This is a genomic window from Vibrio parahaemolyticus, from assembly GCF_900460535.1.
In the GTDB taxonomy this organism is placed as follows: Bacteria; Pseudomonadota; Gammaproteobacteria; order Enterobacterales; family Vibrionaceae; genus Vibrio; species Vibrio parahaemolyticus.
In genome coordinates this window covers 824,692-845,683 of record NZ_UHIL01000002.1, presented here as the reverse complement: position 1 = coordinate 845,683, position 20,992 = coordinate 824,692, and the positions used below count along the sequence as shown (strand labels likewise).

20 protein-coding genes are annotated in these 20,992 nt (G+C 46.3%); 11 read left to right on the top strand and 9 right to left on the bottom strand.

Translation table 11 applies throughout. The features are described from left to right. Positions 1 to 9 precede the first annotated feature (9 nt). Together DYB02_RS20765 and DYB02_RS20760 are read right to left on the bottom strand one after the other, a co-directional pair. Complete coding sequence (locus DYB02_RS20765) at positions 10 to 1,362, bottom strand: GntP family permease (RefSeq protein ID WP_029804372.1); 1,353 nt, start codon at positions 1,360 to 1,362, stop codon at positions 10 to 12. 158 nt (positions 1,363 to 1,520) lie between these two features. Continuing rightward, entirely contained in the window at positions 1,521 to 2,663 is a 1,143-nt protein-coding gene (locus DYB02_RS20760) for a sugar diacid recognition domain-containing protein (protein WP_005460816.1), read from the bottom strand. Between the two features lie 240 nt (positions 2,664 to 2,903). Here DYB02_RS20760 and DYB02_RS20755 point away from each other — a divergent pair, with 240 nt between their 5' ends. Next, positions 2,904 to 3,077, top strand: a complete 174-nt coding sequence (locus DYB02_RS20755) for a hypothetical protein (protein ID WP_164493538.1) — start codon at positions 2,904 to 2,906, stop codon at positions 3,075 to 3,077. Positions 3,078 to 3,160: 83 nt separating this feature from the next. On the opposite strand, the gene DYB02_RS20750 is transcribed toward DYB02_RS20755, so the two are convergent. Further along, on the bottom strand, positions 3,161 to 3,523 hold the full coding sequence (locus DYB02_RS20750; RefSeq protein WP_005482939.1) for a hypothetical protein: 363 nt from the start codon (positions 3,521 to 3,523) through the stop codon (positions 3,161 to 3,163). Positions 3,524 to 3,754: 231 nt separating this feature from the next. On the opposite strand from DYB02_RS20750, the gene DYB02_RS20745 reads away from it, so the two are divergent. The 5 genes from DYB02_RS20745 (at position 3,755) to DYB02_RS20725 (ending at position 7,978) form a co-directional block, all read left to right on the top strand. Next, entirely contained in the window at positions 3,755 to 5,602 is a 1,848-nt protein-coding gene (locus DYB02_RS20745; protein ID WP_025556317.1) for a M3 family metallopeptidase, read from the top strand. Positions 5,603 to 5,667: 65 nt separating this feature from the next. Further along, a complete protein-coding gene (locus DYB02_RS20740) occupies positions 5,668 to 6,204 on the top strand; it encodes a DUF924 family protein (RefSeq protein WP_005460763.1) in 537 nt (178 codons plus the stop codon). Between the two features lie 25 nt (positions 6,205 to 6,229). Next, a complete protein-coding gene (locus DYB02_RS20735; RefSeq protein ID WP_015312782.1) occupies positions 6,230 to 6,940 on the top strand; it encodes an HAD family hydrolase in 711 nt (236 codons plus the stop codon). A gap of 96 nt (positions 6,941 to 7,036) precedes the next feature. After that, positions 7,037 to 7,354 carry a DUF4144 domain-containing protein gene (locus tag DYB02_RS20730; RefSeq protein ID WP_029853215.1) on the top strand — a complete coding sequence of 106 codons (318 nt, stop codon included), beginning with the start codon at positions 7,037 to 7,039 and terminating at the stop codon, positions 7,352 to 7,354. Positions 7,355 to 7,492: 138 nt separating this feature from the next. Then, the gene (locus tag DYB02_RS20725) at positions 7,493 to 7,978 is read left to right on the top strand and encodes a VOC family protein (RefSeq protein WP_025588940.1); all 486 of its coding nucleotides are present in this window, start codon (positions 7,493 to 7,495) and stop codon (positions 7,976 to 7,978) included. 72 nt (positions 7,979 to 8,050) lie between these two features. On the opposite strand, the gene DYB02_RS20720 is transcribed toward DYB02_RS20725, so the two are convergent. Beyond that, the gene (locus DYB02_RS20720; protein ID WP_029806227.1) at positions 8,051 to 8,965 is read right to left on the bottom strand and encodes a LysR family transcriptional regulator; all 915 of its coding nucleotides are present in this window, start codon (positions 8,963 to 8,965) and stop codon (positions 8,051 to 8,053) included. Between the two features lie 141 nt (positions 8,966 to 9,106). Between DYB02_RS20720 and DYB02_RS20715 the strand changes: the two genes are divergently transcribed. From DYB02_RS20715 to DYB02_RS20700, 4 genes are all read left to right on the top strand, one after another. Then, a complete protein-coding gene (locus DYB02_RS20715; protein WP_029845803.1) occupies positions 9,107 to 10,414 on the top strand; it encodes a DUF1254 domain-containing protein in 1,308 nt (435 codons plus the stop codon). Between the two features lie 151 nt (positions 10,415 to 10,565). Beyond that, entirely contained in the window at positions 10,566 to 11,408 is an 843-nt protein-coding gene (locus DYB02_RS20710; protein WP_029805902.1) for a LysR family transcriptional regulator, read from the top strand. A 154-nt stretch (positions 11,409 to 11,562) separates the two neighbouring features. Then, the gene (locus DYB02_RS20705) at positions 11,563 to 11,988 is read left to right on the top strand and encodes a VOC family protein (protein ID WP_029805903.1); all 426 of its coding nucleotides are present in this window, start codon (positions 11,563 to 11,565) and stop codon (positions 11,986 to 11,988) included. Positions 11,989 to 12,047: 59 nt separating this feature from the next. After that, the gene (locus tag DYB02_RS20700; protein WP_029805905.1) at positions 12,048 to 12,560 is read left to right on the top strand and encodes an O-acetyl-ADP-ribose deacetylase; all 513 of its coding nucleotides are present in this window, start codon (positions 12,048 to 12,050) and stop codon (positions 12,558 to 12,560) included. Positions 12,561 to 12,694: 134 nt separating this feature from the next. Here the strand turns inward: DYB02_RS20700 and ygjK are convergent, their stop codons facing one another. The 3 genes from ygjK to DYB02_RS20685 all read right to left on the bottom strand — a co-directional run bounded on the left by ygjK (position 12,695) and on the right by DYB02_RS20685 (position 17,860). Next, positions 12,695 to 15,385, bottom strand: coding sequence for an alpha-glucosidase (ygjK, locus tag DYB02_RS20695; RefSeq protein ID WP_021450375.1), 2,691 nt, complete (start codon positions 15,383 to 15,385; stop codon positions 12,695 to 12,697). A 115-nt stretch (positions 15,386 to 15,500) separates the two neighbouring features. Then, positions 15,501 to 16,268 carry a hypothetical protein gene (locus DYB02_RS20690; protein ID WP_017447041.1) on the bottom strand — a complete coding sequence of 256 codons (768 nt, stop codon included), beginning with the start codon at positions 16,266 to 16,268 and terminating at the stop codon, positions 15,501 to 15,503. 455 nt (positions 16,269 to 16,723) lie between these two features. Then, the gene (locus tag DYB02_RS20685; RefSeq protein ID WP_029805907.1) at positions 16,724 to 17,860 is read right to left on the bottom strand and encodes an MBL fold metallo-hydrolase; all 1,137 of its coding nucleotides are present in this window, start codon (positions 17,858 to 17,860) and stop codon (positions 16,724 to 16,726) included. A gap of 180 nt (positions 17,861 to 18,040) precedes the next feature. Here DYB02_RS20685 and DYB02_RS20680 point away from each other — a divergent pair, with 180 nt between their 5' ends. Further along, positions 18,041 to 18,286 (top strand): Rho-binding antiterminator, encoded by a 246-nt coding sequence (locus DYB02_RS20680; RefSeq protein ID WP_005460845.1) that lies wholly within the window; start codon positions 18,041 to 18,043, stop codon positions 18,284 to 18,286. Positions 18,287 to 18,382: 96 nt separating this feature from the next. On the opposite strand, the gene DYB02_RS20675 is transcribed toward DYB02_RS20680, so the two are convergent. Both DYB02_RS20675 and DYB02_RS20670 read right to left on the bottom strand, forming a co-directional pair. Beyond that, positions 18,383 to 19,873, bottom strand: coding sequence for an MDR family MFS transporter (locus tag DYB02_RS20675; RefSeq protein WP_005460814.1), 1,491 nt, complete (start codon positions 19,871 to 19,873; stop codon positions 18,383 to 18,385). Beyond that, the gene (locus tag DYB02_RS20670; protein WP_005460787.1) at positions 19,870 to 20,895 is read right to left on the bottom strand and encodes an HlyD family secretion protein; all 1,026 of its coding nucleotides are present in this window, start codon (positions 20,893 to 20,895) and stop codon (positions 19,870 to 19,872) included. Before DYB02_RS20670 ends, DYB02_RS20675 begins: the two co-directional genes overlap by 4 nt. Between the last annotated feature and the right edge of the window lie 97 nt (positions 20,896 to 20,992).

Below are 20,992 nucleotides of genomic sequence, written 5' to 3'. Positions count from 1 at the left end.
TCCAGAGACTTATAAGAGAACGAGACTCAAAATGTACACCAATGCCATTGCCGTGACACCTTGAACGAGCGTAGCCATGGTTTGCGCGCGGTAGGCTAAGCCCACCGACATGCGGCTAAACTGCGAAACTACCCAGAAGAAGCTGTCGTTTGCATGAGAAACCGTCATCGCACCTGCACCGATCGCCATCACCGTTAATACGCGGCCCATTTCTGAATCTAGCCCCAATTGCGTAAGCATAGGCGCAACCAAAGCCGATGTGGTCACCAGTGCAACCGTTGACGAACCTTGCGCCGATTTTAGCGCAGCCGCAACGATAAATGGCATGAAAATACCCACGCCCAGCGCCGATAGCGTCGTACCCAAGTATTCACCTAGCGGCGTTGCTTTTAATACCGCGCCAAATGCGCCACCAGCACCGGTAATCAAAAGAATAGGCGCAGCAGCCGTAATACCTTGGCTGATTCGCTCGCCAAATTCTTCAATCTTGTTGTCTGACTTGAGTAGGCGAACAGAAAGGAACAGGCCAATCACCAATGCAGTTAGTGGCTGTCCTAAGAAAGTCAGAACATCAAACACAAAACCTTCGCCCAGCGGTAAGCTTGGGAATTTCGCGATAGAGCCAAAACAGATCAATAAGATTGGAACAAAAATAGGAGCGAATGCTTGGCTCGCCGTTGGCAATTTGCCGTAAGACGCTTTGAGTGCTTGCCAATCATGCTGAATTTCATCTGCGGCTTCAATGCCATCTGGTTCTACATTTTGGAATCGGTTCGCCCACAACATACCTGCTAGCGCCGCAACCGCTGCAACAAACACACCCACACCAATCACTAAACCAAGGTTAGATTCCAGGCCTAAGTTACCCGCAGCGGCAATCGGGCCAGGAGTTGGCGGCACAAACGTGTGCGTTGCGTATAGGCCAGTTGCCAACGCCACACTCATCGCAACGCTTGAGGTTTTTAAACGCTTCGCGAGTGATTCTTTTAGCGAGTTCAGAATGACAAAGCCTGAATCACAAAATACCGGAACAGAAACGATGTAACCGATGATGCTCATAGTCAATGTTGGGAAACGCTCACCCAACACTTTGATGACCGTATCGGCCATAGTGATCGCCGCACCGCTTTTCTCCAAAATAACACCGATGATGGTACCTAAAACGATAACCAAACCAATGTAACCAAGGATGCCGCCAAAGCCAGAAGCAATGGTTTTGGCAATGCTATCTGCCGGTAAGCCGTAAGCAAATGCCGCAAGGAACGCCGCGATGATCAGCGCTAAAAAGGGATGTAATTTGAATTTGGTGGTCGTGAGCACAATAAATGCGATCACCCCGAGCAGGATTAATATAAGGTTCATGATAACTCCATTTATTCTTATTTTGCTGAGCGAGTCCGTGTTGGCTCACTCAACATGTAGGGACGCATGAATTATTAATCGTTTGCTTTAGAATTCCTTTAGGCGGAGTGACAAATGATGTGGTCAAAAAATGACGCGTATTGTGCAAATGCACAATATCACGCCATTTTTGAGAGCCGAGTCGCAATATAAAGCTCCGCTAACCCCACAAAATTGGTGGTTGGCAGCCCTGTTATCTCGGTGATTTTTTCTAGCCGATAACGCAGTGTGTTCCGATGAATAAACAGCATTTTAGAGCATTCTGTCACATTGCCATTGCATTCAAACAACGCATCTAGGGTTTTCAGTAATTGCCCAGATTTGTCTTTCTCTTTCAACCGTTTCACGCCATCAATAATTTGTTCACCTTGCCAAATATCCGCCAACGGCGCTAACAGCACAGGCAAACGAAGTTCATCGAACAGGTACTTACGTTTCTCTGGGTAGAATTGCTTGCCAATGGCTAATACCTGCTTCGCGCTTTGGTATGACAACGCGACATCTTTAGGCTCATTAAACAGCTGCCCTAGCGCAATGTGAAACGTATGCGAATCGTGATCGCTTAAACGTGACATCAACTTATCAATGCGTTCACTTTCGATTTGGCTATCCCACTGCTTGGCGGAATGACACGGTTTCAGCACCACAATTTCATTCACTGAGACAATCGCAACCAGGTTGTTACGCTCTGGGTATTCAAGCAGCTCAACAATATTGCGCACACTCTTCATGCTTTTTGAGGCGGACGGCGTCGAGACTTCAATCACCGTTGCCACCCGTGGTTGAGTAACATCGATAGAAAGACGCATCGCCCAATCTTTCAGCTCTTCATCGGTCAGTTTCCCATTGATCCAAGCCAGAATAAACTCTTCGCGATGACGTCTGTCCCACTGAAATTTTTCCACCAGCGCAGCTTGCTCGATTGTCAATTCAGCGGTCATTTTGACCAGTTTGGCGAAATCTCGGATTTTCTCCGGCTCACCTGTCACACCAACAATACCGACCACGTCACCATGCAATTTCAACAGCATATTGATTCCGGGTTTGACACCCTGCAACGTCAAACATTGCTGCTCATTCAGCTCTAGCGAATCGCCGTGATTCAACGCCAATACCGCGCCATCATGCACTTGCCCAACGCGTTTTGGATCGCCACTACCAATAATGATGCCTGCTGAGTTCATCACATTCACATTGTGACCAATGATGGACATGGTTCGATCAACAATTTGCTGTGCTAAGGAGTGGTCGAGAATCACCATTTCGATTTTCCAAACTTATAAATAAATCACTCAATAAATCACAAATAGCGTGCTATCGCGATGCTGTCGATGCAAATTGCAGGCGTAGCTCAAATCATTACGCCTTAACCACACATAAAAAAGGGTTTAATCCTTCATTTTGAACAGAGGGATATATACTTAAAGCAAAGAGACTTCGATGCCTTGTTACTAGGCGTCGTAGTCACGTTGCTGCAAGCGAGCGATAACGGAGGAAACACGATGGAATTGCGTAATAAAGCGGGCGAAATTGCCAAAATTGCTGACAACCTCACTTTGAAAGAAATTACTGAAATGGGCTACACCGTGGACTTATGCGATGAAGCTTATGATGCCAATGAGCACTGGAGAGCAGAAGGCAAAACTGAGGGTATGGGCGAGTACCCAGAAGAGTAAACGTCCCGACGAGCCAGCGCACTAGAGTCTACAAAAAAGAGTGCTACAAAAACAAAAAACCGAGCGACTTAACGCTCGGTTTTTTACTTTTGAACCTCTTGAATGAACATATCCATCTCTTCAAGATAATTACCGTTTGAGCATCCCCAGTCAGTGACTTCAATCAGCTCAGTAATCAGCTGACCTGAATCATCACTTTGCACTCGCTGAACAAACGCTTCAAAACGGTCAAGTTGAGCCTGAGTTTTAATGGCATGTACCGCATATTCCTGCATCAGCTCGTTATACACCTGCCAACGGTGATCATCAGAAACATCACTACTCAGAATAACCGCACATTTTTGCTGAATACTCTCAATGGCATCCTTTTTAGGAGCCGTCACTGACGAACATCCCGCTAAAACCACTCCTAGCGTCAGCAACGTTATTTTTGCTTTATTTATCATTTCGTTTCCGCTTTGTACGACTGCAACAAGAAATTTTATAAATTGTATACCATCAGCGCCCAAACGTAAGGTGCGCCACAACAAATAACCTACTAACCATTTAAAATGTAAACAAATAGTAAAATCACGTTTACGCGATGCAAAATCGACAAATGAGATTGTCGCTCCTTTCTCGCGGCCAAGCGTGCAATAATCAACTGTCTACATAACGAAACCATTTGAAGGATCAAAATGACCGCAACGGATTATCTCAACGACCTCAATCAACGTTACCTCGCGATTCACCGCACCAAAGAAGATTTCTTTTGGGAAACTTACATGGGGATCAGCGATGACCATGATGGCTCGACGCAAGCACAAACGGCGTGGACAAGCTTTTTGAGCAACGCCGAGCAAATTACTGCCATCAAACAACAGCTTGAAGCCGCGGACTCAATTACCGACCCACAAGAGAAACAGCAAACCATTACGGGTCTTTCTGGTTGGCTAGCGATGTTTGAATCTCACGCAATCGAGGGAGAAAAAGCACAAGCGTTGAAAAATCAGCTCATTGCCTTTGAAGCTGAACTATTCGAGAAAAAACAGAACCACGTACAAACGTTTACCGATGAAAACGGCAAGCAAGTGGAAGGTTCACTGCCAGTATTGAGCTCAACCATTCGCACCAGCAATCATGAAGAAGTTCGCCAATCGGCTCATCAAGCGTTGCTGAACCTTGAACAATGGCTACTGCAAAACGGCTTTATAGAACTGATCAAACTGCGCAACCAGTTCGCTCGCTCACTGGGTTATGCGACCTTCTTTGATTACTCCGTGCAAAAAACGGAAAAGATGAGCTCTGAGCAGCTATTCGAGATTTTGGAAGATTTCGAACAACGCACGCGAGATGCGCACCTAAACAGCTTAGAAAACTTGGCGAAAGAGAAAGGCGCAAGCGCACTAACAGGCTACAACTTTGTTTACTCGTTCGCGGGTGACGTCATGCGTGACCTTGACCCATACGTGCCGTTCTCTAAATCTCTGAGACGCTGGGTAGAATCGTTTGGTCGTCTGAATATTGATTACTCTGGCGCGACGCTAACGCTGGATTTGTTAGACCGCAAAGGTAAGTACCCGAACGGGTTCTGCCACGGCCCGATCCCTTCTTTCTACAATCAAGGCGAATGGGTCGCAGCACAGGTGAACTTCACCAGCAATGCCAAACCAGACCAAGTGGGCAGCGGCTACGATGGCATAAACACGCTGTTCCACGAAGGTGGCCACGCAGCACACTTTGCGAACGTAAAAATGAATGCGCCTTGTTTTTCGCAGGAGTTTGCGCCGACTTCAATGGCTTATGCAGAAACTCAGTCGATGTTCTGTGACAGCCTGTTAACCGATGCCGATTGGCTAAAACAGTACGCACTGGATGATGAAGGGAATTCGGTTCCTGATGAGACAATTCAAGCGATGATCAACAGTCGTCAACCATTCAAAGCCTACGAAGAACGTAGCATCTTGGTTGTGCCGTACTTTGAGCGCGCGTTATATCAACTGAGCGATGACGAGTTAACACCAGAGCGCATCACTAAGCTGGCTCGCGATTGTGAAAAACAGATCCTTGGTTTGGAATGCAGCCCTCGCCCACTGATGGCGATTCCACATTTGCTATCCGACGAAGCGGCTTGTGCGTATCAAGGTTACCTACTCGCGCACATGGCGGTGTACCAGACCCGAGCATACTTCCTTGAGAAGTTTGGCTATCTGACGGATAACCCAGAAATTGGCCCTCTGTTGGCAAAACACTACTGGCACGCAGGCAATCATTTGTCGCACAACGAAACCATTGTCAGCCTGACTGGTGAAGGCTTTAACGCCAAGTACCTTGCAGACGTGTGTAACCTATCCCCAGAACAGGCGTGGGAAGTGCAGCAGAAGAAAATTGACTCACTTGCAACGCGAAAACGAGCACCAGTCGCTTCACTAAACGCGATGATTAAAGTCGTCGACGGCAGTAAAGAACTGGCAAGCAACGCCATCTCTGACGAACAAATGTGTGACGATTTTGAACGTTACATCGTAGAGACTTACGGTCGATAACACGCCAAGAGCCAGAAGTCACGCTTCTGGCTTTTTGCTATTAAGGCACAATAAAAGGAAGCGCCATGCATCAACAAATCATCAAGTTCTGGTTCGAGGAGCTAACGCCTCAAAACTGGTTTGAAAACAACCCAGAACTGGACAAACATATTGCGTCACGATTTGCCTCGGTACTAGAACAAGCCGCTCGTTGTGAACTGTTTAATTGGCGTGACAGCGCACAAGGACGATTGGCCGAAATCATCGTCCTCGACCAGTTTTCACGTAATGTGTATCGCAACACCCCAAAAGCGTTTGCGCAAGACCCGCTCGCATTAGCATTGGCTCAAGAAGCAATTCGGTTAGGACACGATCAAGAATTAGCGCCTGAGCAGCTAAGCTTTTTGTACATGCCGTTTATGCACAGCGAATCTCGCCTCATTCATGTCGAAGCTGAGAAATTGTTTCGCGCATCAGGGCTTGAAAATAACTACGATTTTGAGCTAAAACACAAAGCCATCATCGACCAATTTGGACGTTACCCACATCGCAACGCCATCTTGGGTAGAGAAAGCACACCTGAAGAGTTAGCATTTTTGCAGCAACCCGGTTCCAGCTTTTAACCATCAATAACAACGAGAACGTTGAATGAAATTAGACGCCATATTGTGGGATTACGATGGGACACTCGTAAACTCTGTACCGAAAAACATCGACATCACCAAAGCGATCTTATCCATCGTAGCCCCGCATTTAACTGGCGATAATTTACCGAAATATCTCCATTCAGAAGCCAACTATCACTACGCAAACCACGCGGCGAAAAACTGGCAAGAGCTCTACGTGGATTACTACGGCATGTCCCATGATGAAATGCTAAAAGCTGGTGGTTTATGGGCAGAGCATCAAGAGAAGAACCAAACACCAGTAACCCTGTTTGAAGGCATTGATGGCGTTATTAAAGAGTTTGCGCAGCTGCCTCACGGCATTTGCTCTCAAAACTCACAAAGCAATATTCGTCGAGTGCTGTCCGACAACGGCATCAGCGCGCCGTTTAAATCCATCGTCGGGTATGATGACGTCTCGAACGGGCATCAAAAGCCCGATGCGTACAGTGGCATCAAATGCGTTGAGTCGATTTTTGGTCACGCAGAAAATCGACAGCTGATATACATCGGTGACCATGAAGCCGACACGCAATTCGCACGCAACATCGAACAGCAGTTGGGTGGCCAAAGTAAAGTGATTGCCGTTGCAGCAGCGTACAGCGGCGCGATGCCAGAGCATTGGAGCGTGCAACCAGATTACGTGGCAAGAACGGTTGACGAGCTGTTTTCGATTATTGCTCAACACACGTAATTTTTGACTGCGGTTTAAGGTCAACACCTTGAATGCCAGCGCTCACCTTGCCCTTTCAGACATTGAAACAATTTTAGCCACTACACTGGAGGCCCCATGGTTACATGGCCATGTTTATTGAAACTCGATGGCGACGATGAACTTATCTATTTGCGTTCTCATGCTGATCTTGATTCCGAATGCGAAGCGCTCATTTTGGGGCCAGATGATTACGTAATTGACTCAAATAGCAACACGTTCGGGTTGCAATACAACGATTCGAACACCACCGTTTTACAACCGGAAGAACGCACTCTGTCCGTCGAGGAAGTTACGTCACTCATCCAGTCGCATGAGTTTTGTCTCGCACAAAGGTGCATCATCAAAATACACTTCACCTCGGTACAGCAAGCAGTTGAGGCATTAGCCAATTAACTCGAACTTGGCTCATATTGATTACATAAAATTATTATTTTTATAATTTATGATAATTTTATGTAATTAAAACCGCGCCATATACTCTCCCACATCGAAACAAAACAACGTTTAAGCACACATGTTGGGAGCAAACAAATGAAAATGAATCATGTCGGTATTATGGTCGGAGATATGGATAAAGCGGTTGAGTTTTACACGCAAGCGCTTGGTCTAAAAGTCGTTATGGGCAACACGAAAGTGATTGAAGAGCGCGAAACCGCAATTGGCAGAATGTGTATTGCGGTCTTTGGTGAGGGCTTTAAAGGCTTCAACATTGCGCATCTAGTGACAAGCGATGGCATCGGACTTGAGTTATTTGAAATGAAAGAGCGTCAAGAGCGCCATGAAGTGGATTTTTCTCGCATCGGTATCTTCCATTTCTGTTTGCAGACAGACGACTTTGAAAGTGCAATCAAGCGCACTGAAGCGTTGGGTGGCAAAGTGCGTATGGACATCATGCGTTACCACCCAGAAGACGATAACAAGCCTGCGAAAATGGTTTATCTAGAAGACCCATTCGGCAACCTGTTCGAGCTTTACTCGCACACTTATGAAGAAACTTACGCTTCTGAATACGAGTAATTGCATCAAGCAACACAACCGGGATCAATGCGTTATCGAACCCGGTTGTTCAAACCGTTTTACCAACCATTGTTACGACTCAATGCCTAACGACTTCATCAACGATTCAACGGTATTGTTAACCCACAATATCAACGGATCATTGCGGCGCTTTACGCTGTAAACGTAACCGAAGTTACCCTCTAATTTCGGCAGCGCGTCATCAAATTCGATAGAAGAAAAACGCTTATCTAACTGATTGATCAAGTGACGCGAACAAGGAAACAGCACATCGCTATCCGCAACCAAATTCAAAATGGTGTTGATGTGCGTGGTACGCAGTTGAATTCTTGGGACAACTAAAAAAGGCTGTAATAAGCGCGAGATGTGATCTTCTTTTTCATTCCAATGTTGGATGATGTGAACCGCGTACGCGTACTCTGAAATGTCATCCAAGTACATGCGTTTGCCACCATGCGGATGCATCGCGCGACAGGCCAGAGCAAAATCGTCCCGCCCGCCTTTCTTCTGAACCAGATGCTTCGGCAATTCCATAGGGAAATAGTTGATACCAAAAGCGATTTCACCCGCATCGATTTTGTCTGGCGTGGTTTCCGTCCAGTCTTCGATCACCAAGTTCATAAACGGCGATTCTTTGGCTAGCAGCTGAGTAAACGCGGCAGAAAACCATTGCGCAATGGACGAGTTAATCGCAACACGCAGCACACTGCTTTCGGTCGCGGGATCAAAACTATGAGAAACATTCACTAGCTTATCGATGTCGTTGATGATCCCAGAAAGCTGCGCTTTGATCTCTTCGGCTTTCGGCGTGAGCTCCATATTGGTGCCCTTACGCACTAAAATGTCGTCGTTAAACAAATCCCGAATTTTACGCAAGCTTCGGCTCACAGCAGGCTGGCTGGTGCACAAACGCTCCGCAGCCGTTGTGGTGTTGCGTGTTTCAAGAATCACCGCAATCACCTTGAGCAAATTGTAATCAAAGTTCATCAACGTTATCTCTTTAGCTTTTCTCAAAGCATATCACTTTTGATATAGACTAAATACCTACAATTCATTTCTGTAATAAACGGGTTAACGACTAAGCTTAGCTGGAAACATATCCTCACAACCAAATGGATGAAACCAGCCATGAAACAAAAATTACTCGTTACTCTATTGGGATTATCAGCGCTAGGAGCCAGCCCTGTATTTGCGGCTAACACCAATGTTGATCTTGCAGAAGATGCTTATATCTACGGCTACTCTATTGATGAAGCGTACAAGTTTTTCTATCACACGGCGGTAGAAAACAACTATCCGCTCAACCGCTTTCAGAATATTCGAGCTCTAGCTGATGACTCTTACACCGCTCACCCAACCATTAATAACGATACGCTTCACCTTATGGGTTGGTTAGATGTTGCTGCAGAACCTGTCATTGTGAGCGTGCCTGATATGGATGAAGGCCGTTACTGGATCTTGCACACAATGGACATGGGCCACTACACCAACGCAGCGTTCAGTTCTCGTACTCGCGGCACAAAAGGCGGCCAGTTCATGTTTGCAGCACAAGATTGGCAAGGAGAAGTGCCAGCTTCTGTCGACGAAGTGGTTCGCGTAGACAGCAATCTTGTGAAGCTGATGGGTCGCATCATGGCAGTGAATGACGAAGATGCGAAAGTCGCGCTTAACTACATGGACCAATGGAACATTCGTACCCTATCGGAATATTTAGGTAAGAACGGGCCAAAACCAGTACAAAGAACGTACCCAGATCCAAAAAGTTCAACATGGCTTGAACGCGTGAACTTCGTGCTATGTGATGGCTCGATGGGTAGTGCAGACAAACAGTGGTTGGACAAATACCAATCTATCGGCGTTGAACCATGCAAAACTGACTTCACACCTGAGCAGCTAAAACTGGCAAAAATTGGTGAGAAGAAAGGCATGGAACACCTCGTCGAACTTGCGCCTAAAATGACAGATGCTCGTACGTTGCTTGGTACACGCGATACCTTGGGTGATGCGCCACGCGATATTTTTGCAGAAGGTACTTACCTTGGTCAGTGGGGCTTACCACCTATCGAAGCGTCTTACCGTAAATCAGATTTCGACAGCACTGGTCAAAAACTGGATGGTTCGAAGCATGATTACGTGATGCGCTTTAAAGCGCCGAACGTCAGCGAATTCTGGTCTGTTACTATTTACGGCAACGACAACCGTTTGATGGCGAAAAACGACCTAAACCGTCACAGCCGTGGCGACCGAACCATGAAAGCGGACAAAGACGGTTACTACACCATTTACATGAGTGCGAACGAGAAAGGCCGTGCAGACGATCCAAACTTCTTGCCAGTACCTGAAAAACCGTTCTACGCCATCATGCGTTTCTACGGCGCTGACGATGCAATCCAAAGTGGTGAGTATCAAATGCCTGAGATCAAAGTAGTTAAATAATTCGTTTTAACGAACCACTGCTCTGTCGCCTCCTTAGCTCGTAAGTACGTTAAGGAGGCTTATTTCAAGGTGGTTGTCTAGGGCGAACATCAAGCCCAAAAATCAAAGAGACGCCCACTGAATCTAGTGATTATTTTTATTTAGGTATCGTATGGATTTTAATCTAATCCAAACCTTTTTAATTGTTGCTGAATATCAATCTTACTCTCGCGCCGCAGAGCACCTAGGGCTAACTCAGCCTGCGATTAGCGCATCCATGAAGCGTTTGGAAAAAGAAACCAACAAATCGTTATTTGTGAAGGATGGGCGACAAATCAAACTCACTTCTGTAGCGCATCAGTTGCTACCTAAATTTCATCAGGCGTTTGCGATGATTAATGATGCCATTTCCGATCAAAGCACTTTCCGCCTGAGCTGTAACGAGGCGCTGATCCACCGCATCACACCAACCAACACGATCAGCATTTGCGCCGATACGGATTTACCTTCGTTATTGAATGATCTACGACTTAAACAGATCGATTTGATTATTAGCCCAACGACCATTCATGACCCATCGTTTATCAGTGAATCAATTTTTGAAGAACCAATGGTGGTGATTTGTCGTCAAGATCACCCACGTATCGCAGGAAAAATCGAACAAGAACGGTTTTATTCTGAAAAGCACTGTCGATTTGTCGGAGACGAAGACTTCCCAGTTAGCGACACCGAAATTCACCAGTCAGGGCTGCAAGAGCGTGATGTGGAAATGATGACAACATCGCTCTCTGGCATGATGCTTTATGTGGCGAAACACGATTGCTTAGGCGTGCTTCCCCTGTCTTTGGCGCAGAAATGGCAATCGGCTTTGAATCTGCAAGTCATTCAAACTCCAATGTTTTCCGAGCCGGTCAGCTATAAACTGATTTTCCATAAACGAGATGAATCCAGCACTTCCCATCAATGTTTGCGAGCTTGGGCGCGTGACCAATTTGCTGCAGGCCTAAACGCCTGACGCGGTCGCACATCAAGGCGTTTCGCCAAAAACTCTTTCTCTATTCTTAAATGCATTCTTTATGACCAAAAGTGCATATGTTAAAAATGGCTTAACGATCAATATGGACGTTCAGGTCGTATACTTTTCCATAACCGCACAAAAGGAGTGAAGCATGCCCACCAACAACCCAATCGCAATCCAAGCCCTTGATCATGTCGTGTTAAGAACGTGCAACCTCGACGCCATGTTGCATTTCTATCGAGATATTTTGGGTTGCCCAGTCGAGCGCGAAGTAATGGAGCTTGGTTTAACCCAGCTTAGGGCTGGTAACGCATTGATTGATGTGGTGACGGTGGACAGCGAGTTAGGGCAACTTGGCGGAAAGCCACCAGTTCAAAATGGTCGTAATATTGACCATTTTTGCCTGCAACTAGCGCCTTTTTGCGAAAATGAAATACTGGAATATCTGCGTTCGAACGGCATTGAAACCGAAGATTTTGCGAAGCGCTACGGCGCACAAGGGTTCGGTCGCTCACTCTATATTCATGATCCGGAAGGAAATGTCGTCGAGTTAAAACCTCAAGTGATTGATGAGTAAGCTACACTTAACTCTGTTACTGACCATTTGTTTCTCACCATTGTAGAAGGCTCAAAAAAATGAACGCGATCTCGTTAGTCCAAGGCGACATCACCACCGCACATGTCGATGCCATCGTGAATGCAGCAAACCCGAGAATGCTCGGCGGAGGTGGCGTCGATGGTGCCATTCATCGCGCAGCAGGGCCTGCGCTTATCAATGCGTGTTATGCCGTTGAGGATGTCGACGGTATTCGATGCCCGTTTGGTGACGCACGCATTACTGAGGCTGGCAATTTAAACGCGCGTTACGTCATTCATGCCGTTGGCCCAATTTACGATAAATTCGCCGATCCAAAGGCGGTGTTGGAATCTGCATATCAACGTTCGCTGGATCTCGCGCTCGCCAACCACTGCCAAAGTGTGGCGCTGCCTGCGATTTCTTGCGGAGTGTATGGCTACCCACCCCAAGAAGCAGCAGAAGTCGCGATGGCCGTTTGCCAAAGACCGGAATACGCGGCACTCGACATGCGCTTTTACTTGTTTAGTGAAGAGATGCTTTCGATATGGCAACACGCCCTGACCCAGCACTGAAATCTTTGTGACAAGAGGCATAAAAAAACCGGACTGCCAATACAGTCCGGTTTGTCTTATTTGTCACTGAATTATCGTTCGTTAAGCGTTACGAATGCTAGGGGGGGTCATCCAAAGCGCCTAATGTGTGCGATCTAGTTTTTGAAGAATCCGTTGTACATCATGTACAAATGCGCCGCAGACCAAGAGAAGTTCGACGCACCTTGTACCGCGCCCGTCTCTGGGTTGTAGTTTTCACGGATTGGCATGTCACCCGTCATACCTTCTGCGTTGTTAAACAGTTCATTCGCCATTGCAATCGCTTCTTCTTTGTAGCCGTAGTTTTCCATCGCACGGAAGCCAAAGTACACTTGGTCTAGCCACACACGACCACGCCAGTACACATCTTTACCGTAAGCAGGGTTGGTTTGCGATGCGGTCGGCAAAGGCACTCCCGTTCCTTGGAATTTATCTGGCGTGTTGAACTCGTCTTGATCACGCATTACCGCGATCACTTTATCGGCATGCTCTTGCGTTGCTGCACCATTAAACAGCGGCGACCAACCTTCAGGGCCACGTCCACGCTCTACAATAGGCAAACCCGCACAGCCATTTGCAAGAGGCGCAGGAGTAGTGCCATCTTCAGCCACATTTAAGTGAATGTCGTAGAAGAATCCTGTGCTTTCATCAAACATACATTGGTTAATGTACGTTTTGATTTTCTCGGCACCGTTCAGGAATTCTTGCGCGCGGTCTTTACCTTCTACGCCATCGGACACCAACTTCGCCATTTCCGCTAAGTATTTGTTGTCTGAGTACATGTAAGAGGCTTGATCCACCGATTCTTGCAGCATAGAGAAGCCAAGCAGCTCGCCGTCCGCTGCGTTATTGTTGGTGCGGTTTTCTGCAAAACGAACTTCCCAATCTTTCTTCGCAAGATCGAGTTTCGCTAAGTTTTCCGCTGACGTATTACTGTACACCCACTCTTCGCCTTCCAGCTTGATGCTGTTATCAAAGCCGTACGCACTTGCCGCGTAGCGACCAAGTTGATCCACATTTCTGTCTGGATTGCTGATGTCTTCAGCTTGCGAATTCATATTGTGGATGTTGTAGATAAAGCCAAAACGAGCCGCGTTATCCATGCCCGATTCCCAGCCCGCCGCTTCTTGTGCGCCGACGTGAATCGTCATGTAATCCACTTCATCGAGAATCTTATTGTAAGACGCCATGCCTTTTACTTTATAAGAATTACCGTTTTGCTCGATGATGTCTTCTGCTGGAATAATGGTCGTGAAGTTAGGATCGCGCGTTTCTACCCAAACGTACATCACGCCTTCTTCCGTGTTGTGTGCTGGGTCCACTGCCGCGCCGTATTCAGGCACACCATTTTGGTTGTGGTCGCGGTTTGATAGCCACCAATCGTGGTATGCCACCAACTTCGGATACATTTCATCAATGAATTTTTGCGCGTCTTCTGGGCGATCAAACTGGTTCACGAGAGCGTAATACACCTCCATCACAGACCATGCCGCCAACGATGGTTTCGTATTACGTTCGTTCCAGTTTTCAGAGCCAGCACCACCACGACTAACAGGTTTGGTGTACGTCAACACATCCAGCAAGTAGCCTTTATCTTGCGGACGAATCTTGTCATCAGCTTGAACTTGCTCTTGGAATACCGTGCGAATGTTGTCCATCGCAACATCTGGGTTGAAATGCGCCATCGCGTACGCTTGTTTCCACGAATCCCACGGCCACGTTAAGTTACCAGAGAACCAACGCGCAGTGACCGATGGCGTGACTGTCGCTTGTTCAATATCGCCCGCCGCAGAGCGCCAGTTACCGTTTAGGGTCTCCATCGCTTTTACCGCTACGCGAGCTTGGTCTGCTGTCGCTTCTTTGTTGATAAGACCATTCGCTAAATAGCCGTCCCAACGCGCTTTCGACGCTTCCATGTATTGAGTTGGATTCGCCAACACATCTTGCAATTTCAACGATTCTGACTGCACTTCTTTCGCATTGTGCAGGTTAGAATACGCCGTATAAACCGCCGATGTTTGCTCAGCTGGTAGGCTCATCTCCGCGGTAGAACTGAATGAGGTTTCGTTGGTGAACGTCTTCGTCGGTAGAGAACGGGTAATGCGGAACTCGGCATCGCGGTCGTTACGGATCGCCCAGTTGTCTTTCATCTCGCTAAAGTTAATTTTAATGCCGTTCTCAATGGTCGAAATCTGGCGCTTGTAATCTGGGTAGTACTGCGCCACGGTTTGGTCTTTGCGCGTCGACAGCGCGTATTTCACCAACTCGCCGTCCCACTCCAACGCCAAGTTCATATCACGATCAGTTTTATTAGTGATGAGCGTTTCCACCAGCGAAGAGCGGTCAGTCACGAAGCGCAGCACCATTTGCACGTGAATATCATCCAAGTCCAACACCTGCACTAATGCCCCTGGAATGGAATAGACTTTCGCTTCTGCGTTCGATAAATCGTAAGTTTGGCCACTCACTTTGTCGGTCAACGTGAGCTTGTCGAACGTTTGGCCAGACATAAAATGCGCGTACTCTTGCGTCACTTGCATAATACCGCCGAAAGCGCCATAACCCGCCGCATCTTCAGGTAGCAAATGGCCATGCCACGCGCCGTTGTCCGTGAGTGCGTTGTACTTCAGGTTCGAATAACTGTCGTAATCACGCAGGTAAGTTGGATTACCAGTACGATCAATCACGTTAGTAAATTCTGAAGTTGGCGCCTGTGGTAAACGGATTTCAGTTTTATCATTGGAACCACATCCAACAAGCGAAATAGTAGCCCCGATCAGAATGGCAAGTGTGCTCTTTTTAAACATACTTTTTCCCTATTATTTACGTTATTTTTATATTCTCATTTATATAAATGAGTGTTTTTAGTGTGCAGAAGCCCGGCTCGCACTAAATAAGCACGAGCTTCCAATAATTATTATTTTATTTTTCTTTAGCGACAGTGATGGCTTTTAATAAATCGCCATTAATATTCGGAATTGTGTCAGCCAAAAATATCTGATTACCAGGCGTAAAAGTGAGTAAAACATTTTTTAGTCGTTGACTGTTTTCACTGGTTTTATTTTGAACATCAAACTCAATTAATTTGTTGTACACTTCATTTGCCAGTTTTTCTTCTTGTTCTTCGGTAATCGCAATGCGTCCAACACAAATTGGAGGTCGAATATCGTGGCTAAACACTTCTTCACGAAAGCGCTGTGCAAATAGCGTGTCTAAATTTGAACCTTCTTCAAAAATAAAGCGGCCTGTATCTTTAAATTGATAGTGTTTATCCCCTTTAAGTTCAATGTAATCCATCATTTCTAGTGCACGTAAATAGAGCGCAACGGAAGTATCACTCAGCTGGTATCTCCGTGCGATCTCTTCTAAAGACCACTCAGGTCGACGCAAAAGATAAAGAAAATCAAATAAGTGAGGATATTGATGGAAAATCTCACTGTTGGTGTCGGTGATAAACTGTTCACTCTCTTGCTGCAGCTGCTTACCTCGCATGGATAACTCAACCAAATCCGTATCAAGGTGCGTGGCGTACAACAAGATTTTATCTAAACCAAGAGACGTATTGTGAAGCTGCCTTTTTATGGTAGAAAGCGGGATTCCAAGTCCAATAGAAAGCTCGGAATATCCAATGCCTTTTTCTTTTATTTTTTCTCGTAAAGCAGCAAGTAAATACGTTGCAGAATTATTCATCGAACAATGCCTGTATTTTATTTATTCAGCATCCATGATGATAAATTCAAGAGAGTCCTACTCTTGTGATTTTGGTCTCAATATTCTATCTTGTTGGCGTAAAACATGTCTTATCCATTAGATTTTTTACTTTTCTTTAACTGGATACATTTCACCCACCCAGAACAAGTTATAGCCATTGCTCTATGGGCTTATCAAGATAATAGTCAGTATAATTGTTTTGAAGAGTAAAATTAAGATGGCAAAGATTTTTACTAAAACTTTTCTGATAAGAGCGCAAATTTTCAGATGAAAAGTATCAAAAAATGACACCAATCGATTTATAAAAGCGTGAGATCACAATTGGAAAGTGAATCTATGGAAATTTTTAATTTCAATGACCAGTAAAATCCTTGTTATATTCTGAAAATAACAAGGTTAATTTCCAAAATAATTATTGAATTAAGATCATATTATTAAGTCAAAATTCTAGCTGGCTCACATATTTCTTTTTCTCGCCACCATTGTTTATTTATATGTTCTTGATGAACGTGAAAACTCTCCCCCGGCATTGGCGTCAGCAGCGTTATATGTTCTTTTTGACAATGGGCAAGCAAATCTAAAATCGGTTCGTCCCAACGGTGAGTAAATAGCTCGTATGTAGCCCAATGTACTGGCAACAGTTTTTTCGCATTTAAATCGCGAAACGCTTGCACGGTATGATGAGCCTGCATGTGCCCCCAGTTTTCGACCGGATAACCTTGGCCTTTCACATCGGCAGCCACTTCCAAACAGGCAATGTCGATTGGTCCACATCGCTGTGCGATCTCGGAAAAGTGCGAATCGTAAGCTGAATCGCCACTAAAATAGAGCGTCTCTTCTTTTCCTTTGATGACCCAAGAAGCCCACAGGGTCGCGTTTTTATCGAAATAAGTACGACCCGAATTATGGTTAGCAGGCGTACAAATCAGTTCGATTCCAGCATAGTGCACGCTATCCCACCAATCGAATTCCACGATGTTGTCTGCGCAAACGCCCCACTTTATCAGATGCTTGCCAACCCCTAAGGGTACATAAAACGTCACGGGTTTATCGGCGTAGAAACGTATGGTCGATGCTTCTAAATGGTCGTAATGATCGTGCGAAATCACGATGATTTCAGGAATCGGCAAACAATCTCTGGCATGGGTATTGGGAATATTGCGTTCAAACCACGCTTTTGCGATGAACGGAGAAGCGTAATCAAATACCGGATCGGTCAGAATTCGAATGCCATCGACCTCCACCAGCATGGTGGAATGGCCCAGCCAAGTAAGGCGCATCGATTCACTTCGCTGCGCAAACTGCGTGGGTTGAATTGGGGAATGTGGCAGATGTTCGTTAGGACTCAACGGCGTTCTACCACCAAGATAACTCCAACACACCTGCCAGAATGATTGTGGACTAGGGACATTTGGCATCTCGTTTTTAACGCGGCCGTTTTCAAATTGAGGCGAGTGGTGAACACGGTGCGCCAACTGCGCATGGTAGGTTTGAGGCGGAATCAGTGAACTTGGCTTTTGTGTCTTTTGTTCACTCGTTAGGTATGTGCGCTTAAGTATCGTCTCAGACATATCGTAGTTTTGTCTCGCTTGCGAACGCTCAACAGTAGGTTTATTAAAACGTGCGTGTATGTCTATTTCGTGACCAAAATGAGGTGTAAGATGAAGATTCAGTTTCAATCAAACGTCTTCTATTTAAGGATACGGTTCTCAAACCTTCTGAATACTGCGTCGGTTTGAAAGGAGAAAACTATGGTGACTTGCAGCCAATACGATTTTATTGAAATCGCCTGTATGTTTAAGCTCCCTATCGAGATCACACTAAAAAATGGTGAAACTCATCAGGGCAACGCGTTCGACACAGGCTACGACATGCAGCGACAAGAGTGCTTGTTTTTAGATATGGATGGTGAGCACACCGCCTTCCCGACTGAACAATTAGTCGCAATGCGCGCGCTCAAAGCCAATCCGCATTTTGACGAAGTGACGTTTGAGTAAACGTCCTTCTTTCACTGACGCCGTCCAATAAAAAACGCCTCTCAAGCTGTCACAACTTGAGAGGCGTTCTCTTACACGGTTCACCTGAACTTGTTGTTATTCACGCGACCGGATGAAAACCAGCATCGGCATCATGATCACGAACATCACTCCCACAAGCTGGAAGGTGTGCACAAACGCGACCATTTGCGATTGCTGCTGCAACATCTGTTGGTATTGGTCTAACGCAACCGGGTCGGTAATGGAAAGCCCCTGATTGGCCGCCCAGTCATGCAAGTTAGGATTATAAGGATTAATACCCTCTCCCAGCGCATGCCATTGCTGCTGACTATCACGATATTGGAACGTGGTGGCGATAGAGATACCAAACGAACTACCAATCGTACGGAACAGATTGTAAATACTTGCCGCCGCGACAGATTGCTCTTTCGGAATCGTTAAATACGCCAAGGTGGACAGCGTCGAGAAGGTTAAACCAAGCCCCATCCCCTGAATCATACTCGGCATCACAATCCAAAATGTATCGATCTGCAGTGAGTATTGCGTCATCAAATAACTACCAATCCCGATGCAGCTCAAGCCAAAGACTATTTTGATTCTGGGATCGAATTGCGGATTGAGTTTAATCACCAAAATTAACATCGCCGCTGACGCCAATCCACGCGGTGCCATTAATAAGCCAGTGGTTGAGACCGGATAATCCAGCAAGCTTTCCAACAACATAGGTTGTTGAGTCGTCAGACCAAACATCGCCATCGACACCACGGCAATCATCAACGACGAGACCATAAGATTTCGGTCTTTAAGCAGCCATAATGGCGCTATTGGACTTTTGGTTTTCCAGCTGCGATAAATCCACATCACCGACCCCATGACAGCGAGTAATATCGCGGTCTGGATCATGCGTGAGTTGAGCCAGTCTTCTTCGTTACCTTTATCCAACACAAACTGCAACGCGCCAACACCTAACGCCATGTAACCGATGATCCACCAGTCAAAGTTAGGTTTGGATTTGTTGTCGATGTGGATATAGCGATAAATCAAAGAGGTACAGATCAAACCGAATGGCAAGTTGATGTAAAAAATCCAACGCCAGTTGATGTTGTCGGTGATCACGCCACCCACAACTGGGCCCAAAATAGGACCAAGCAAAATGCCGATGGAGAAAATTGCCATCGCTTTGCCTTTTTGCTCATACGGATAAATCTGCACTAACGTCGACTGCGCCAATGGAATCACCGACGCGCCGAAAGCGCCTTGGATAATGCGAAACAGCACCATCTCTTCAAGAGACTGTGCTTGCCCACAAAGCGCACTGGCAATCACAAAACCGATCACAGCAACCAGCATGACTTTGCGTTCACCAAAGCGCGACACCCAGAAACTGGTCATCGGAATGAAGATCGCTTCCGCCATGCTGTAACCCGTCAGCACCCAAGTAATTTGGTCTGCCGTTGCGCCCAACGCGCCCATCATGTGCGATAGCGACACGTTCGCAACGGTCATATCGATTAACACCATGATGGCAGAAAGCATCACGGCGACGGTGGCAATCCCCCGTTTGTCTGCCGTAATTTGATGGCTCATTGCACGCTACTTTGCAAATCAATGGTGACTTCTGAGCTCGCACCCACGCGAAGTTGCGGCGCATCGGCCGGTACTTCTAATGCCAAACGTACAGGGAAACGCTGTTTGATTTTAACCCAGTTACCCGTTGCGTTTTCTGGTGGCATCAAGGAGAACGATGTACCACTCGCAGGCGATAGTTGTTCTACCGTTGCTTTCCACACCACGTCTGGGTACATATCAATCACCACATCCGCATGCATGCCAGGTTTAATATGAGTAAGATCGGTTTCTTTAAAGTTCGCGCGTACCCAATAGCTGTCTTTTAAAATCACAGGGAACAGCGTTTGACCCACGCTAACGACCGAGCCTACGTGCGTATTGATTTCACCGGCAATGCCATCCACTGGTGACGTAATGTCGGTGTAGCTCAAGTTCAGCTCCGCTTGCGCTAACTGTGCTGCAGCTTGTTGAACGACCGCAGCCTCTGCGCCTTCTTCACCACGGTTCGCAATGGCTTTTTCTACCGTCGCGCGCGCTTGCTCTAGGCTCGCTTGGGCATTGGCTAGTTTGTTTTTCGCCGTATCTAAATCTTGGTCTGACGCCAGTTTGCGTTTCACTAGAGAATCCGTACGTTTGTACTCCACTTGCGCTTCTGTCAGGTTAGATCGCGCCGCATCTAAGCCCGCAACAGCTTCAGTTACCTGCTTATCGGCAACGTCATGTTGCTGGACCGCCAATTGGTATGCCGCTTTTGCTTGCTTCACTGCCAACAAATATGGGCGTGAATCTATCTTCAGCAGTAGGTCACCTTTGTTAACAGATTGGAAGTCTTTGACATCCACAGAAACCACTTGGCCTTTTACCTGAGGCGCTACCGACAAAATTTTTGCCCTAACATAGGCATCTTCTGTGCTTGGGTGACTGTCTGAATACTGCCAAGACCAATACATCGCACCAAATGCGATAACACAAAGAGTGAAGAAAAGAGTTTTTACCAGCTTAGATCTGGCGGAAGAATGCTTCGCGATGTCGCCGCTCATTTATATTGTCCACTTGTTCAATTATGTGACCAGTGTAGGACTTTTCGATCTTGGAACAATAAAATGATCTGCAAGGTTAAGATCCAGTTTTAAACCT

Excerpts from the sequence above, each read along its gene's own strand:
- DYB02_RS20765 (WP_029804372.1), bottom strand. The coding sequence starts at position 1,362 with ATGAACCTTATATTAATCCTGCTCGGGGTGATCGCATTTATTGTGCTC.
- DYB02_RS20760 (WP_005460816.1), bottom strand. The coding sequence starts at position 2,663 with ATGGTGATTCTCGACCACTCCTTAGCACAGCAAATTGTTGATCGAACC.
- DYB02_RS20755 (WP_164493538.1), top strand. The coding sequence starts at position 2,904 with ATGGAATTGCGTAATAAAGCGGGCGAAATTGCCAAAATTGCTGACAAC.
- DYB02_RS20750 (WP_005482939.1), bottom strand. The coding sequence starts at position 3,523 with ATGATAAATAAAGCAAAAATAACGTTGCTGACGCTAGGAGTGGTTTTA.
- DYB02_RS20745 (WP_025556317.1), top strand. The coding sequence starts at position 3,755 with ATGACCGCAACGGATTATCTCAACGACCTCAATCAACGTTACCTCGCG.
- DYB02_RS20740 (WP_005460763.1), top strand. The coding sequence starts at position 5,668 with ATGCATCAACAAATCATCAAGTTCTGGTTCGAGGAGCTAACGCCTCAA.
- DYB02_RS20735 (WP_015312782.1), top strand. The coding sequence starts at position 6,230 with ATGAAATTAGACGCCATATTGTGGGATTACGATGGGACACTCGTAAAC.
- DYB02_RS20730 (WP_029853215.1), top strand. The coding sequence starts at position 7,037 with ATGGTTACATGGCCATGTTTATTGAAACTCGATGGCGACGATGAACTT.
- DYB02_RS20725 (WP_025588940.1), top strand. The coding sequence starts at position 7,493 with ATGAAAATGAATCATGTCGGTATTATGGTCGGAGATATGGATAAAGCG.
- DYB02_RS20720 (WP_029806227.1), bottom strand. The coding sequence starts at position 8,965 with ATGAACTTTGATTACAATTTGCTCAAGGTGATTGCGGTGATTCTTGAA.
- DYB02_RS20715 (WP_029845803.1), top strand. The coding sequence starts at position 9,107 with ATGAAACAAAAATTACTCGTTACTCTATTGGGATTATCAGCGCTAGGA.
- DYB02_RS20710 (WP_029805902.1), top strand. The coding sequence starts at position 10,566 with ATGGATTTTAATCTAATCCAAACCTTTTTAATTGTTGCTGAATATCAA.
- DYB02_RS20705 (WP_029805903.1), top strand. The coding sequence starts at position 11,563 with ATGCCCACCAACAACCCAATCGCAATCCAAGCCCTTGATCATGTCGTG.
- DYB02_RS20700 (WP_029805905.1), top strand. The coding sequence starts at position 12,048 with ATGAACGCGATCTCGTTAGTCCAAGGCGACATCACCACCGCACATGTC.
- ygjK (WP_021450375.1), bottom strand. The coding sequence starts at position 15,385 with ATGTTTAAAAAGAGCACACTTGCCATTCTGATCGGGGCTACTATTTCG.
- DYB02_RS20690 (WP_017447041.1), bottom strand. The coding sequence starts at position 16,268 with ATGAATAATTCTGCAACGTATTTACTTGCTGCTTTACGAGAAAAAATA.
- DYB02_RS20685 (WP_029805907.1), bottom strand. The coding sequence starts at position 17,860 with ATGTCTGAGACGATACTTAAGCGCACATACCTAACGAGTGAACAAAAG.
- DYB02_RS20680 (WP_005460845.1), top strand. The coding sequence starts at position 18,041 with ATGGTGACTTGCAGCCAATACGATTTTATTGAAATCGCCTGTATGTTT.
- DYB02_RS20675 (WP_005460814.1), bottom strand. The coding sequence starts at position 19,873 with ATGAGCCATCAAATTACGGCAGACAAACGGGGGATTGCCACCGTCGCC.
- DYB02_RS20670 (WP_005460787.1), bottom strand. The coding sequence starts at position 20,895 with ATGAGCGGCGACATCGCGAAGCATTCTTCCGCCAGATCTAAGCTGGTA.